Below are 15,081 nucleotides of genomic sequence, written 5' to 3'. Positions count from 1 at the left end.
CCCGGCGTCACCGGCCCGATGCGGTACCGCCCGGAAACGGCGAAGCCGCTCAACGAGTTGGCCGAGGTGCTGCTGCGCGCCCCGCACACGCTCCCGCGCGGCGAGCGCGAGCTGATCGCCGCGTACGTCTCCGGGCGCAACGAGTGCACCTTCTGCTGCGCGTCGCACTCGGCGTTCGCCGCCGCGCAGCTCGATGAGGGCATGACCCTCGTCGACCAGGTACGCGCGGATCTCGACACCGCCCCCATCTCGGCCAAGCTGCGGGCGCTGCTGCGCATCGCCGGCGCGGTGCAGATCAGTGGCCGCAACGTCACCACCGAACTGGTCGCCGACGCCCGCGCCGAGGGCGCCACCGACCTGGAGATCCACGACACCGTCCTGATCGCCGCCGCGTTCTGCATGTTCAACCGGTACGTCGACGGGCTCGGCACGTTCGCGCCCGAGGGCCAGGAGGCCTACGCCGGGATGGCACACCGGATCGTCGACGTCGGCTACGGGTCGGCGGCCCGTACACCGGCAGTCTGAGCACAACCACGGGTGACCGCACCCCGATCCCCCTGCGATGGTCGACGGGCACGCCTGATGAAGCCCGTCGGCCGTGCGGTTGGAGGGATCGATGGACCGTCCCCGCTTCCTGCTCGACGCCGCCCAGCGGCTCCGAGCTGACATGGTCGACCGGCTGAGCACACTCGTCTCCTGCGAGTCGGCACCGGGCTCGCTGCCTGAGCTGGAGTCCTGTGCCGACCTTCTCGCCGACTGGGGGGAGGACGTGCTCGGCCGGCCCGCCCACCGGGTCGTGATCGACGGCCTGCCGCATCTGCTGTGGCCGGCCGTCGACCAGCGCGTGCTGCTGCTCGGCCACTTCGACACCGTCTTTCCGGTGGGCACGATCCGGTCCCGGCCCTTCGCCGTCCGCGGGGACGTGGCGACGGGGCCCGGTGTGTGCGACATGAAGGCCGGCATCGTGCAGATGTTCACGGCCCTGAGCCTGATCGAGGACACCTCGGCGGTCGGCGTGCTGCTGACCTGCGACGAGGAGAGCGGGTCCGGCACGTCGCGGCACCTGATCGAGCGCGCGGCGCGCCGCTCGGGCGCGGTTCTCGTCTGCGAGGCGGCCACCCCGGACGGGCACCTGAAGGTGGCCCGCAAGGGTGGCTCGGTCTACCGCCTCACCGTCTCGGGTCGGGCGGCCCACGCCGGCGTCGAACCCCAGCGCGGAGTCAACGCCACCGTCGAGGTCGCCCACCAGGTTCTCAGCCTGGGCGCGCTCGGCGCGCCCGACAGCGGCGGCACCTCCGTCACACCGACAGTGCTCTCCGCCGGCACCACGACGAACACGGTGCCCGAGCGCGCCAGCCTGGCCGTCGACGTCCGGGCCTGGACGAGGGACGAACTCGAACGCGTCGACCACGCCATCCGCGGGCTCGTCCCGTTCCTGCCCGAGGCGACGTTGGCCGTGCAGGGTGGGATCAACCGCTACCCGATGGCCCCGGAGCTCGCGCGGCCACTGCTGGAGGTGGCCCAGTCGATCGCCCGCCGGCTGGGCATCCCGCGCCTGACCGGCGCGTACGCCGCTGGCGCGTCCGACGGCAACTTCACCGCCGCGCTGGGCGTACCGACCCTCGACGGCCTGGGTGCGGTCGGTGGCGGAGCGCACGCCGCCGACGAGTACGTCTGCCTCGACCGGATGCCCGAACGGACGGCGCTGCTCGCCGGACTCGTCGACGCGCTGTCCACGATGGATCATTTCGGGCCGCGACTCATCGACGACATCCCGTAACGTGCTTCTCGCCGGTGCGTGACCGGCAGCGAGGGGTCGGCTTCGGCATGCCTACGGGACAGCACTCGGAATCGCTAATTCCCCCGCTCGGCGTCGAGGAGGAATTCCTCGTCGTCGACGCCGACCGGGGCGAGGTCGTACCGGAGGCGGCCACCGTCGTCGACGGCGCGCGAGCGACGCTCGGCCCTCGGGTCGGCGGCGAGATCACCAGGTTGCAGATCGAGACCCGCACCGACCCGTGCCAGAGCCTCGACGACCTCGCCGCGCAGCTCGTCGAGGGCCGGGCCGCCATCCAGACCGCGGCCCGTTCGGCGGGTCTGCGGGTGATCGCCAGCGGCTCGCCGGTGCTGGGCCGTGCCGTGCCGCCCCCGCTCACCGAGGGGCCGCGGCAGGATCGGGGCACCGCCACCTTCCGTGGGCTGCACGACGAGCTGGCAATCTGCGCCGTGCACGTCCACGTGCAGCAGCCCGACCGGGACCGGGCCGTGCTGATCGGCAACCACCTGCGCGCACACCTGCCGGTGTTCCTCGCCCTCTGCGCCAACTCGCCCTACTGGGCGGAGCGCGACACCGGCTACGCGAGTTGGCGCAGCGTCACGTGGGGGCGCTGGCCGGTGGCCGGCCCGCCGCCGTACCTGACGTCCGCCCGGCAGTACGACGACCACGTGGACATGCTCCTCGACGCCGGCGCGCTGGTCGACCACGGCACGATCTTCTGGGACCTGCGCCTGTCCACACACCACCCCACGCTTGAGGTACGGGTGGCCGACGTGCCCGTCACCGCCGCCGAGTCCGCGGCGCTCGCGGCCCTGGTGCGGGCCCTGGTGGTCGCCGCCGGGGAGGCCGTCGACCGGGGCGACGAGGGACCGCGGCTGGCTCCCGAGCTGCTGCGACTCGCCTACTGGCGGGCCGCCCGCGACGGGATGCGCGGCCACGGCGTCGACGTCGGCACGGGCCGGCTGCTGCCCGCGGCGGCCCTGGCCGAGCGGCTGGTCGAGCGCGCCCGGCCGGCGTTGGACGCGGCGGGTGACCGCGAACGGGTGGAGGGCTGGCTGAAGTGGCTCGCCGCGGACGGCGACGGCGCGACCCGTCAGCGTGCCGCCCAGGCAGCGCGCGGACGTCTGACCGACGTGGTCGACGAGCTCGTCAGCCGGACCGCCCCCGACCTGCCCGCCTGTGAACAGGGCACGCCTGCGTAACGACAGGCGGCGGCGGCTCCGCGATGCTGGAGGGACCGGAGACCGGCACAGTTTCATCAGGGAGGCCACAGGTGAACGACACCGACCTGGTACCCAGGGTCCCCGTCCAGCACCACCGCCGACCGCCAGCGGAGATGGTGCGCGAGGCGGAGGCGTTCGCTCAGCGGATGGCGCAGCGCCGGTCGGTGCGGGACTTCGCCAGTGACCCGCTGCCCGACGGGGTCGTCGAGGCCGCGATCCGGGCGGCGTCGACCGCGCCCAGCGGCGCCAACGTGCAGCCGTGGCGGTTCGTCGTCCTGACCGACCCGGCCCGCAAACGCCGGCTGCGCGAGGCCGCCGAGGCCGAGGAACGGACGTTCTACGACCGCCGCGCCTCCGCCGAGTGGCTGGGTGCGATCGCCGGGCTCGGCACCGACTGGCGCAAGCCGTTCCTGGAGACCGCACCGGCCGTCATCGTCGTGTTCGAGGTGCACCAGGGGCCGCACAGCCCCAAGCCGTACTACGTCAAGGAGTCCGTCGGCATCGCGGTCGGCCTGCTGATCACCGCGCTGCACCACGCCGGCCTGGTCACACTGACCCACACGCCCAGCCCGATGCGGTTCCTCAACGAGGTGTGCGAGCGACCTGCGGAGGAGCGCCCGTACGTCGTGATGCCCGTCGGTTATCCCACCCCGGACGCCCACGTCCCCGATCTGGCCCGCAAACCCCTCGACGAGGTCATGATCCGTTGGTGAGGTCCCCGGTCAGGAACTCGACCAACGGCTCGACGTGTCGGTCCGGGCGTCGCCACTCGGCGAGCAGATCCTCCAGCAGGTGCTGTTCGTGGACGAGTTCCGTGCCGCGGTAACGCCGGATCACCGGGTGGATGAAGGCGCTCTCCCGAGCGCGGTCGGGCGTCGGGTGCCGGTCGATGGCGAAGACGTCGCCGTAGTCGTCGCGGCCCCACCGCAACGCGAGCGTGTACCACTGCGTGGCCGCCGCGAAACGCTCCACGGCGTAGTCCTCCGGCAGGTCCTCGTAGTGGTGGATGTCGCCGGTGGCCTCGTCACGGACGAAGACGTCGCAAAGGTACTCGAACTGGGTCCACAACGCCGAGGACCAGTTGACGCGGCCGAGCATCAGCTTGGTCAGCGACACGGCGTCGGCCGGCGTCGTGGCGTACGACAGCGGCACGCCCTCGTAGCGCTCCCGCAGGATCCGGGTGAACGTCCGGAGGTTGTACCGGAAGCCGTCGATGAACGGCGACGACGCGTGCTTCGCGTCCCGCGCCTGGGCGATCGTGCCGGCGAAGTACAGGTCGTCGATGGTGCTGGACTGCCAGTCGGGGCGTAGGCCGGGCATGCGGCCGTCGCGCACCATCTCGGGTCGGGACGTCTCGTCGAACATCGTCGTGTCCATCCGGAACCCGGTGCACCGCAGCACCGTGTGGTAGTCCAGTTCGGCGGTCTCCCCCTCGGCGTGGGTGTACGTGATCGACACCCGGAACCGCCCGTCGACGGGCCGGATCTCGTCGATCGTGCAGTCCAACACCGAGTGCAGCGTCTTGAACTGGTAGCTGTCGAGGATCGCGCCGTACTGACCACGCACGTCCCCGGGGTGCTTGGTGTTCCACGCCAGTCGCAGGGGCTGCCGGCTGGCGAGGTGCACCATCGACGCTCGGCCGAGGATGGCCGACGCGGTCTCGAAAGCCGAGTTGCCCTTACCGATGATCAGGACCCGCTGACCGTCGTACGCCGTAGGGTCGACGACCATGTCCTCGTACCCGATGGCATGTTCGATGCCCTTGATGGCCGGCACGAAGGGCCGGCCCCAGCCGGTCGCGACGACCAGGCAGCGCGCGCGCACCTCTCCCTGGTCGGTGCCCACGACGAAGCCGTCGCCGGTCCGGGTGATCCGCTCGACAGTCGTGCCGAAACGGATGTTGAGCGCATGGACCCGCTGGAACTCGGCGAGGTAGCGCACCAGGTCGTCAGCGGCCGGCAGGTACTCCTCGCTGAAGCGCGGGAACAGCAGGTCCGGGGAGTCGTTGAGCAGCGAGTTCCAGTCCCAGCGCAGGCGGATCTCCGGATCGGTGCTGTCGGTGTGCACCTTGTTCAGCGAGATGAGCCGGCGGTGGCGCGGGAACCGCCGGAAGAAGCCGCCGGGCTCGTCGCCACTCTCCAGCGTCAGGTAGTCGGCGCCGTGCTGCTGAAGGTAGTAGCTCAGTTGAAGGCCGGCGGGCCCCGCCCCGACGATGACGTACCGGTGTTCACTGCTCAGCATCCTGCGGCCCTTCGACGGAGGGATGAATCCATCGACCATGGGATGCCAAGCGATATGTGTCAATGCCGTTCGTCATCTTCCCGGGAACGCGGAGAGGGCCGGTCGTACCGGAAACCCAATGCCTTCCGGGAGTCCCGATCCGCCTTGTAGGCGGCGCCGAGCGCCAGGTTGATCGCGACCCGTTCCGCGGTGTCGTCGAAACCCTCGATGTCGAACGCCCGGAACAGCTGGATACCGTCTCCGGGCCCGTTCCGGACCTCGATCCGCCCGTCCACGTCGATGTAACTGGACGCCGTGACAGAGCCCTTCTCGAAGACGTCGTTCGGGCCGGCGACCACGAATTTGTCCACGACGCTGGTCAACTCGTGCGGAGCCGCGAGGAGCTGTTCCAGCCGGGACTGGGCTCGCCGTACTCCCGCAGCATCGTCGGGCTCGAACACCCACACCCAGATCTCCTCCGGGCGGGCGTTCCAGCAGATGAGTTCGGGCCCGGCGAACGCACCCTCGACATCGCAGGTCACGAGCGCGTCGGGGAAACGCCGCCGCAGATCAGCCACCCGTGTGGCGAGGCCGCCCGCGTACGCGGCGTGTTCCGAGATGTCCCACGCCACCTACGGCTCGCGCATCCAGGTCTTCGGGTCGGTCACGAAGACGCCCTTGCCCTGCTGCCGCCGGATCACCCGCAGCGCCTCCAACCGGGCGTAGGCCATCTGCACAGTCCCGTGGCTGACGTCGTATCGCACACGTAGTTCAGCGATTGAGGGCAGCTTGTCCCCCGGCTTGACTTTCTTCGACCTGACATCGGCGATCACATCATCGGCGATGCGCCAGTAATCCGGCACTTCTCGCATGGCACTCCTCGCGTGGCAACCCGATTTGATCACACCGCGACGCACCTAACAAGCAGCGTTGACTTAACTAGCATGTCTAGATATGTTGGAGCGGAGCCGGTCCTCGCGTGGCAACGAGTGCGGCTCATCCCCTCGGTCGGGGCGGGTGCGTGTGCCCGTCCCGACCCCACCACCAGGACCTCGCGCTCCCGCCTGCTCTCAGAAAGGACTGTCGTGGCTCAGGTGTATCGAGGTGGCCGGCCCTACCCCGCCGGCTACGCGGCCCGGTTGACCCCGTACGAGGTGCGGACCCGCGAGTTCGCCGCGCATCGGCGCGGCGTCGACCCCGTGGAGGTACGCGAGTTCCAAGCCCGGGTGGCCGATGAGCTGGGCATGCTCAACGAGACGGTACGGCTGCTCAGCCGGGAGAACGACCGGCTCGGACGGGCACTACGGGACTGGCAGACCATGCACGCGCGGGAGTGCCGGCCGCCGCACGAGCAGCATCCCAACTCCGGCCACTGGTGACCGCGCGCCCCTCCCCAGGCGACCTTCTCGTCATCGACGGTCGAGCCTCGGTGCAGTTCGCCGGGGACCGCGCCCTGACCTTCCGCGTCGTGTCGGTGTCGAACCAGCCGACGTACGAGGGCTGGGTCTGGTTGACGGGCTACGTCCTCGACCGCCGAGGCGACGCGACCGTCAAGCGCGAGGTCTTCGTACAACTCGCCGGTCTCCGGACTCCGAAAGGCACCGGGGAGATCCCCTCCACGGTTCGTCACACGTCGTCGACGCGTACCGTGCTCTCGGCCGGTACGGTCGTCCGGCCGGCGAGCGCCTGACGTAGCGCTGCCGACTGCTCCACCGAGCCGCCCCGGACGCCGAGGCTCCGTCGGGCCGCCCGGTAGTAGCCGTCCCGGGCCTCGTTGACCCTGTCCAGTTGTGCCGAGATGTCTTCCGGAACTTGGACGATCCCCCGGGCCAGCCGCTCCAACTGCCAGATCGCGTCCCGCCAGGCCGCGGCGGCGAGCACCGTGGGCTCGTCGCCGAGAAGCAGCAGGTTCTCCCAGACGATGGTGCGCCGCGCGTCCGACTCGGCGAGCCGGGCGAGGCCCTCCTCCCGGTCGATCGGGTGGCTGTGCGACCCGGGCCGCAGGTGGGCCGTCATCCGCAACGCCACCGCGTGACTCTCCTTGAGGGCGTGCGCGAACTCGACGTACGCGTCGAGGCGTCGCTCGTCCCAGCGCACGTTCTGGCTACGACGCCAGCGCGCGCGGTCGGCGAGCGAGGTGGCGAGGATCGTGCCCAAGGTGCCGACCAACACACCGAGGAGCGCCGGAAGCTGCGTCAGGAACGTGCCCACGACGCCGAGGCTGCCGTACCGGGGTGGGCTGTGCCAACCCGCCGCCGGCGGACGGGACGCGACGAGGGGGCACTGTCCGTCCTGCTGCCGGTCGGGAAACGTGACCTGATTGAGGGACGTCGCGGTGGCACCCGCCGTCCATAGTGGTGGTCGGTCACCGATGTCACACAGGACGGACAACCGATGAAGACGGTAGCGAACCTGGGCCGGACGGGCATTTCATCGGTCCCCGCGGACCTGCTGGAGCGGACCGAGCTTGAGGTGCTGTCCCTGTACGGCAACGAGATCCGCAGGCTACCGCCCGAGATCGGCGCTCTGGGGCAGCTGGAGAAGCTGGACCTCGCTGGAAACAGGCTGAGCAACCTCCCGCGCGAGATCGGCGAGCTGAAGCGCCTCCGCGAGCTGGATCTCGGCGGAAACCGGCTCACGGTCCTGCCCGAGGAGCTTGGTGCGCTGCCCGATCTGCAACTGCTCGACCTGCGGGGCAACCTGCTCAAGACCCTCCCGACGAGTCTCGCGCCGCTGCTGATCCGGGGTCAGCTGACGATCCGGCTCGACGACAACCCGCTGGACCAGGCCCTGATCGAGACGCTGCGTCGTGGGGACGCCGCGCTGGGGGCGTACCTGCAGAGCCTGGGGGACGGGGCTCCGCAGTACGAGGCCAAGATCCTGCTGGTGGGCGAGGGGAACGTCGGCAAGACGTCGCTGGTGGGCGCGCTCAACGGCGAGCAGTTCGTGAAGGGGCGTCCGACAACGCACGGCATTCAGATCCGGGAGTTGGTTCTGCCGCACCCGTTCCTGAACGAGACGTTGACGCTGCGCACCTGGGACTTCGGTGGCCAGGAGATCTACCGGGTGACCCACCAGTTCTTCTTCAGTCGACGCGCCATCTACCTGCTCGTCTGGCACCCACGCGAGGGCCAGGAGCAGGGCGAGGTGGAGGGCTGGCTGCACCGCATCCGACTGCGGGTGGGAACGGAGGCCTCGGTGATGATCGTGGCCACCCACGCGGACGAACGGCGGCCGGAGTTGGACTTCCCGCGCCTGCGGGAGCTGTTCCCGGGCATGATCGCGGGCCAGTACGCGGTGGACAGCGAAACCAACCGCGGCGTCACGGCGCTACGGAGGGCCATCGGCGACGAGGCGGCACGGCTGCCGCAGATGGGCCAGTTGACCAGCCGCCGGTGGGCCAGCGCCCGGGACGAGATCCTGGCGCAGGCCGGTGCCCAGCCGCAGATGTCCTTCGAGGACTTCGCCGCGATCTGCCGCCGTCACCGGGTCCGCGACGACGAGGTCGTCCACCTTGCCGAGTTGCTGCACGACCTGGGCCAGGTCATTTACTACGGCGACGACGACGGTCTGCGCGACATCGTGATCCTCAACCCCGAGTGGCTGACGAAGGCGATCAGCCACGTGCTGGAGGACCACGGCGTTCGGGCTGGCGACGGAATCCTCGAACACCACGAGCTGCGGCACATCTGGCGTCCGCGCGACGACGGCCTGTCGTACAACCCGGTCCACCACCCGTTCTTCCTGCGGTTGATGGAGAAGTTCGACGTCTCGTACCGGCTCAACGACGGTGACCGGAGCCTGATCGCCCAGTTGGTCCGGTACGAGCGCCCCCGGCTGCCGTGGGAGGCGACACAGCCGGTACCGGACGGTATCCGGGTGCTGCGGCTCACCTGTGAACTCGGCGAGAGCGCGCCGCCGGGCCTGGTCTCGTGGATCACCGTCCGCCACCACGACGCGTCGACGGGTCGGCACTGGCGGCGAGGCGTGTTCCTGCGCCATCCGATCGACACGTACCAGTCCGAGGCGCTGGTGGAGTTGCAGGCCGACCACAGGTTGGCCATCGAAGTCCGCGCTCCGTCGCCCGATCTCTTCTTCAACGTGCTGCGGGACAGCCTGGAGCGCCTCCTCACCACGCGCTGGCCGGGCCTGCCCTTCAAGCTGTTCGTACCGTGCCCGAGCCGCGACGCCGACGGCGTGGCCTGCACCGGGCGTTTTCCGCTCGACGGGCTGATCAAGTTCCGGGAGCGTTCGACGCGTCCCGGCCCGGTCCAGTCCGTCGGCCTGTTCGACGTGACCCCGGCGGCCGGGACGAACCGGCCGGAGGTCGTACTTCCCTGCCTGACCTGCCAGCAGGACCACGACGTCGCCGGCCTGCTGACCGGTTTCGTGGTGCCGCAGCCCTTCGGCGCGGAGCTGAACCGGCTGGAACGACGGCTCAGCACCCTCAGCCAGGAGGTCGGCCTGATCGGGGACCATGTGGCGGAGACGGCGTCGTTCGCCGCGGACACGGCCCACCACCTGCGCCGACTGGTGCGGGCCGTCGGCACGGAGGTGACCGACTGCCCGCGGCTGTTCACCGTCGCCACGATCCCGCCCATCGGCTGGCGTCGTCTCTCGTTCGGGCAGCGGTCGATCCGGATCACCCTCTGGTGCGAGCAGCCCGGCGAATGGCACACCTGGGACGGGGCCAGCTACGAGCTGACCCAGCCGCGCGCCTGGCTGGAGAAGGCCGCGCCGTACCTGAACCTGGTGTTCAAGACCCTGCGCCTCGTGTATCCGGTGGCGGCCTCGGTGGCCGGCTACGTCGCGCCCAACCTGGAGCACGCGCAGCGGGAGTTGGACCTGATGAAGAGTCTGATCGACTCGTTGCCCACGTCGCTCGCCGAGGACGCGCTGGCCGCGCCGCCCGAGTCACGGCACGCCCTGACCGTGGCACAGGGCGCCGCCCTGCGCTCGTTCAAGGTGCTGCTCATGGAGTTGGACGCCGTACGGACGTTTGGTGGGCTCGGCCGGGTGCTGACGTCCACCGGGGAGTTCCTGTGGGTGTGCCCGACCCACCGACGCATGCACGACCCAGGTCTGCCGGTGCTGCCCGCCTGACACCGCGCCGCCCCGATCGGTGGCAGCTCAGCAAAACGGCACGCGGCGTGTCGGATCGCTCAGCTGCCACCGATCACGGGCGGCCACAGATCCCGGCGCGTCGCGAGGATCGCCAGGGTCTCCCGGCGTACGTCGTCGGCCTCGTTGACCAGCCGGCGATGGGCGAAGCGGACCACCAGGATTCCGACGGTCGCCAACAGAGCGTCCCGGCGCAGGTCGGCCTCCCGCTGGCGGGGGTCACCATGGGTGGTGGAGCCGTCGAGTTCGATGTTGACCCGTTCCCGCTCGGCGTACATGTCGAGGTACACGGTGCGCCGCCCGAGACGCACCGGCACCTGCCGGCGGAACTCCGGCATGGTCGGGCCGGTGAACACGTGCTCGTGGCCCCAGATCTCCAGCGGGCTACGGCATCCCTCGCCGAGCCTGGTCAGCAGGATCCGCAACGCTGCCCGGTCGGTCAGCTTCGGCTCACTGCTGAGGGCGACCGCCAGCCGCTCCGGGGTGGTCAGCCAGTCGTTGACCGCCCGGATCACCGGCGCCCGTCGCTCGACGGGCGGCAGGATCGGCCACGAGTCGACGATGGTCTGCTCAAGACGGGTCACCGTCAGCCCTCTGCGGACGACCACGTGCGGCGGCTCGATGACGAGACCCCGGCGTCGGTGCACCACCACTCCCGGGCGCGTCCGTAGGCCAGCGTTGATCGGTACGCTGAGGTGCAGTGGCTCGTTGGCAGTCGGCGCGTGCAGGCCCCATGCGGCGAGCGCGCTGACATGGCTGAGTGTCGCGCACCCCCGTGCCCGCGCGAGAGCCGCGAGCGGGGCCACGCCCGGGTCGAGCTGCTTCAGGACCGGGATGCCCGGCCGACTGTCCACCAGGTGCGCCGCCACGAAGACCTCCGGCAGTACCCGTACCAGTTCACCGCCGCGGCAGGCATGCTCCAGCGCCCACTCCGGCACCACCTGCGTCACCGCCGCGCGGGTGACCAGCCCTCCGGACCGTTTCACCAGTTCCCGCAGCACCGAGTTCGCACCACGCACCGTGCGGCTCCGCCCCCGAGGGCCGCAAGGACCCCCGTCGGCCTCTGTGGACAGCACTCCCCATGTGGAAAACCCCCACGTGCGCCCATGTTCTGCTAGCCCGCGATGATCACTGGCACCTCAGCAGCGAAGCTGTCGGCGTGTCATGTCGCCCAGCCGCCAACGATCAAGGGGGCGGGGGCTCACGCGGCCAGGGTGGCGTAGCGGCCGTTGCGGTTGAGCAGGCTGTCGTGGGTGCCGGTCTCGACGATGCGGCCGTGGTCGAGCACGGCGATCTGGTCGGCGTCGCGGACGGTGGAGAGCCGGTGCGCGATGGTGAGCACCGTCCGACCCTCGGCGAGCACGTCGAACGCCCGCTGGACGGCTCGTTCGGTTTCGGTGTCCAGCGCGCTGGTGGCCTCGTCGAGGACCAGGATGCGCGGGTCGCGCAGCAGCGTACGGGCGATGGCGAGTCGTTGCTTCTCGCCTCCGGAGAAGCGGTGCCCGCGGGAGCCGACCATCGTGTCGTACCCGTCGGGGAGGCCGGCGATGAGGTCGTGGATCTGGGCGGCGCGGGCGGCGGCCTCGATCTCGGCGTCGGTGGCGTCCGGCCGGGCGTAGCGCAGGTTCTCCCGGACGGTGGTGTGCAGCAGGTACGTCTCCTGGCTGACGACGCCGACGATCGCGGCCAGGTCGGTCAGGCGCAGGTCGCGCAGGTCGACTCCGTCGATGGTGATGCGGCCGGCGGTCGGGTCGTGCAGGCGGCTGACCAGTCCGGCGAGGGTGCTCTTGCCGGAGCCGGTCTCGCCGACGAGGGCGAGGCTGGTGCCGGCGGGCACGTCGAGGGTGATGCCGGCGAGGGCGGCGGTGTCGCTGCCGGGGTAGCCGAAGGTGACGTCCGCAAGGCGCAGGTGGCCGCGGACCCGGGCGGGGTCGAGGCGGACCGGCTCGGCGGGGTCGGCCACGTCGACCGGCAGGTCGAGGTATTCGAAGATCCGGGCGAACAGCGCCAGCGAGGCGGTCAGCGACACGCCCACGTTGAGCAGGCCCATCAGTGGCCGGAACAGGCCGCCCTGCAGGGCGGTGAAGGCGACCAGGGTGCCGATGCTCAGCGTGCTGGCGGCGCCGGGCAGGCCGGCGGCGAGGTAGATCACTGCCGGTACGGCGGCGAAGATGATGCTCATCGAGGCCATCCGCCAGCGGCCGGCCAGCTCGCTGCGCAGCTCCAGGTCGACGAGGCGCTCGGACGAGGCGGTGAACCTGTCGATCAGGGCGGGGCCGGTGCCCAGGGTCTTGGCGAGCTGCACTCCGCTGATCGACAGCCCCTCCTCGACGGTGACGTTGAGGTCGGCGAGTTCACGCTGTCGCTGGGCGGTGATCTCGCGGCGCATCCGGGCGACCCGGCGGGTCAGCCAGATGGCCGGCGGGAGCACCACGAGCGAGACCAGGGAGAGCTGCCAGGAGAGCGCGACCATGGCGACGGCGGTGGCGACCACGGTGGTGAGGTTGGCCGCGACGGCGGTGGCGGTGGAGGTGACCACCGACTGCATGCCGCCGATGTCGTTGGTGATGCGCGACTGCACCTCGCCGGTGCGGGTGCGGGTGAAGAAGCCCAGCGACTGCCGCTGAAGGTGGCTGAACACGTCGGTGCGCAGCCGGTGCATGACCCGCTGCCCGACCTGGGTGGAGATCCAGGTCTGGACGACGCCGAGGGCGGCGGTCACGGCGGCCACGGCGACCATGCCGAGGACCAGCCAGACCAGCAGGGTCACGTCGCCCTGCGGAAGGGCACGGTCGATCACGGCACGCAGCAGGAACGGGCTGGCCATCGCGACGACCGAGGAGAGCACGATGATCGCGGTGACGATGGCCAGCGCGGGTCGGTGGGGGGTGAACAGGCGGCCGATGCGGCGCAGGGACACCTGGCGGGCCTGCGTCTTCTCCTCGGCGCTGACGGTGCGGTGGCCGCGGTCGCGGCCCATCGGGGTGGGTTCCAAGGGGGAACTCCTTCCGGAGGCGATATGCTGAGGTTACCTCAACATGAGGGAACAACAGTATCGGCTGCTACCGTATTCCGGTGACCGAGGACACCACCGACAGCGGCGACGAGAGCCTGGCCGAGACGTTCTGGGCGGTCGCGTCCCGTCTGCGCCGACAGACCCGGGAGTCGTTGGCGCCGTGGGACGTCACCCCCAGCCAGTCCCGGGCGCTCGGCGTGCTCGGCCGTCACGGTGAGGTACGCCCCGGCACGCTCGCCGAGCACCTGCACATCGCGCCCCGCTCGGCCACCGAGGTCGTCGACGACCTTCAGGCCCGAGGGCTCGTCGAACGGAGACCCGACCCGGCCGACCGCCGGGCGACCCTGGTCGCGCTCACCGACGAGGGCACCCGCGTCAGCGCCGCCATCCGAGCCGCCCGCCGCGCCGAGGCGGACCGCTTCTTCGGCCACCTCCCCGACGCCGACCGCGCCGAGCTGGCCCGCATCCTGCGCACCCTGCGCGCATAACCGCCCCGCGCGCGGGTAGCCAGCCGCCCCGTTCGTTCGCCGGACCCCCGCCACCACCAGCCGGGGAGACGTGACAGGAGGCGCTCATGTCTGCCCTGAACCACCGCCACCCCGCCTGATGTGCGGGATCAGCGGGGAGGTGCGCTTCGACGGCCGGCCGCCCGACGCGGCGGCGGTCACCCGGATGACCGAGGCGATGCGCTCGCGCGGCCCGGACGACGAGGGCCTGTACGCCGACGACTGGGTGCTCCTCGGGCACCGGCGGCTGACCATCATCGACCTGTCCGATGCCGGCGGCCAGCCGATGGTGCGCGACGACCTGGGCCTGGCGCTGGTCTTCAACGGGTGCATCTACAACTACCCCCAGCTGCGCGAGGAGTTGCGGAACGCCGGGTACTCCTTCGGATCCACCAGCGACACCGAGGTGATCCTGGTGGCGTACGCGCACTGGGGTGAACGCTTCGTCGACCACCTGGTCGGCATGTTCGCGATCGGGCTGGTCGACCGGCCCCGGCGGCGGCTCGTCCTGGCCCGCGACCGGCTCGGCATCAAACCGCTCTACCTCGCCGAGGCCCCCGGGCGGCTCCGGTTCGCCTCCACCCTGCCCGCGCTGCTGCGGGCCGGCGACGTCGACACCGGCATCGACCCGGTGGGGCTGCACCACTACCTGTCCTGGCACTCCATCGTGCCGGCGCCCAGGACCGTGCTGCGTGGCGTCCGCAAGCTGCCGCCCGCCACGGTGCGGGTGATCGAGGCCGACGGGCGCAGCCGTGAGCAGGTGTACTGGCAGCCCGACTACGTGCGGGAGCCGTCCGACGCCGGGATGGACGCCGCCGACTGGCGGGCCGCCATCTCCGACGCGCTGCGCACGGCCGTACGCCGACGGCTGGTCGCCGACGTCCCGGTCGGGGTGCTGCTCTCCGGCGGTCTGGACTCCAGCCTCATCGTGGCGCTGCTCGCCGAGGCCGGCCAGGAGCACCTGCGCACGTTCAGCATCGGCTTCGACAGCCGGGGCGACGAGTCCGGCGACGAGTTCCACTACTCCGACCTGGTGGCCCGCGCGTACGACACCGACCACCACCGGATCCGGCTCGCCGACGACGATTTGACGCCCGCCGTACGAGGGGCCGTGCTGGCCATGACCGAGCCGATGGGCAGCCACGACGTGGTCGCCTTCCACCTGCTCTCAGAGCAGGTGGCGCGGCATGTGAAGGTGGCGCAGTCCGGGCAGGGAGC

Annotated in this window: 14 protein-coding genes; 8 read left to right on the top strand and 6 right to left on the bottom strand. The window is 70.9% G+C overall.

Annotated elements, in window-relative coordinates:
• The 4 genes from AB0J68_RS12165 to AB0J68_RS12150 form a co-directional block, all read left to right on the top strand.
• Positions 1-525: carboxymuconolactone decarboxylase family protein (locus tag AB0J68_RS12165; protein ID WP_363938156.1), on the top strand; the 525-nt coding region annotated here is incomplete at its 5' end.
• Positions 526-616: 91 nt separating this feature from the next.
• A complete protein-coding gene (locus AB0J68_RS12160) occupies positions 617-1,780 on the top strand; it encodes a M20/M25/M40 family metallo-hydrolase (RefSeq protein ID WP_363938154.1) in 1,164 nt (387 codons plus the stop codon).
• A 47-nt stretch (positions 1,781-1,827) separates the two neighbouring features.
• Complete coding sequence (locus AB0J68_RS12155) at positions 1,828-2,979, top strand: glutamate--cysteine ligase (RefSeq protein WP_363938152.1); 1,152 nt, start codon at positions 1,828-1,830, stop codon at positions 2,977-2,979.
• Between the two features lie 134 nt (positions 2,980-3,113).
• Positions 3,114-3,713, top strand: a complete 600-nt coding sequence (locus AB0J68_RS12150) for a nitroreductase family protein (protein WP_363938160.1) — start codon at positions 3,114-3,116, stop codon at positions 3,711-3,713.
• Here the strand turns inward: AB0J68_RS12150 and AB0J68_RS12145 are convergent.
• The 3 genes from AB0J68_RS12145 to AB0J68_RS12135 are packed head-to-tail and all read right to left on the bottom strand — an operon-like array spanning position 3,697 to position 6,092.
• A complete protein-coding gene (locus AB0J68_RS12145) occupies positions 3,697-5,241 on the bottom strand; it encodes an NAD(P)-binding domain-containing protein (RefSeq protein ID WP_363938149.1) in 1,545 nt (514 codons plus the stop codon). The two genes, AB0J68_RS12150 and AB0J68_RS12145, sit on opposite strands and share 17 nt — an antisense overlap.
• Positions 5,242-5,300: 59 nt before the next feature.
• Positions 5,301-5,852: a hypothetical protein gene (locus tag AB0J68_RS12140; RefSeq protein WP_363938147.1), complete on the bottom strand. Its 552-nt coding sequence runs from the start codon at positions 5,850-5,852 to the stop codon at positions 5,301-5,303.
• Complete coding sequence (locus AB0J68_RS12135) at positions 5,853-6,092, bottom strand: winged helix-turn-helix domain-containing protein (protein ID WP_354859612.1); 240 nt, start codon at positions 6,090-6,092, stop codon at positions 5,853-5,855.
• Positions 6,093-6,305: 213 nt separating this feature from the next.
• Between AB0J68_RS12135 and AB0J68_RS12130 the strand changes: the two genes are divergently transcribed.
• Positions 6,306-6,599 carry a DivIVA domain-containing protein gene (locus AB0J68_RS12130; RefSeq protein WP_354859613.1) on the top strand — a complete coding sequence of 98 codons (294 nt, stop codon included), beginning with the start codon at positions 6,306-6,308 and terminating at the stop codon, positions 6,597-6,599.
• A gap of 247 nt (positions 6,600-6,846) precedes the next feature.
• Here AB0J68_RS12130 and AB0J68_RS12125 read toward each other — a convergent pair whose 3' ends face one another.
• Positions 6,847-7,431, bottom strand: a complete 585-nt coding sequence (locus tag AB0J68_RS12125) for a hypothetical protein (protein ID WP_354859615.1) — start codon at positions 7,429-7,431, stop codon at positions 6,847-6,849.
• A 183-nt stretch (positions 7,432-7,614) separates the two neighbouring features.
• Between AB0J68_RS12125 and AB0J68_RS12120 the strand changes: the two genes are divergently transcribed.
• Complete coding sequence (locus AB0J68_RS12120; RefSeq protein ID WP_363938144.1) at positions 7,615-10,323, top strand: COR domain-containing protein; 2,709 nt, start codon at positions 7,615-7,617, stop codon at positions 10,321-10,323.
• A gap of 59 nt (positions 10,324-10,382) precedes the next feature.
• Here the strand turns inward: AB0J68_RS12120 and AB0J68_RS12115 are convergent, their stop codons facing one another.
• Positions 10,383-11,360, bottom strand: coding sequence for a DUF559 domain-containing protein (locus AB0J68_RS12115; RefSeq protein WP_363938141.1), 978 nt, complete (start codon positions 11,358-11,360; stop codon positions 10,383-10,385).
• A 182-nt stretch (positions 11,361-11,542) separates the two neighbouring features.
• Complete coding sequence (locus AB0J68_RS12110; RefSeq protein WP_363938159.1) at positions 11,543-13,321, bottom strand: ABC transporter ATP-binding protein; 1,779 nt, start codon at positions 13,319-13,321, stop codon at positions 11,543-11,545.
• Positions 13,322-13,416: 95 nt separating this feature from the next.
• Here AB0J68_RS12110 and AB0J68_RS12105 point away from each other — a divergent pair, with 95 nt between their 5' ends.
• A complete protein-coding gene (locus AB0J68_RS12105) occupies positions 13,417-13,845 on the top strand; it encodes a MarR family winged helix-turn-helix transcriptional regulator (RefSeq protein WP_354859624.1) in 429 nt (142 codons plus the stop codon).
• A 118-nt stretch (positions 13,846-13,963) separates the two neighbouring features.
• A partial coding sequence (locus AB0J68_RS12100) for an N-acetylglutaminylglutamine amidotransferase (RefSeq protein ID WP_363938139.1) occupies positions 13,964-15,081 on the top strand: 1,118 nt, incomplete at its 3' end.

This window comes from Micromonospora sp. NPDC049580, assembly GCF_040675595.1.
Classification (GTDB): Bacteria; Actinomycetota; Actinomycetes; order Mycobacteriales; family Micromonosporaceae; genus Micromonospora.
Note: the sequence above shows the minus strand (reverse complement) of the source record. Positions and strands in the feature narration are given on the sequence as shown.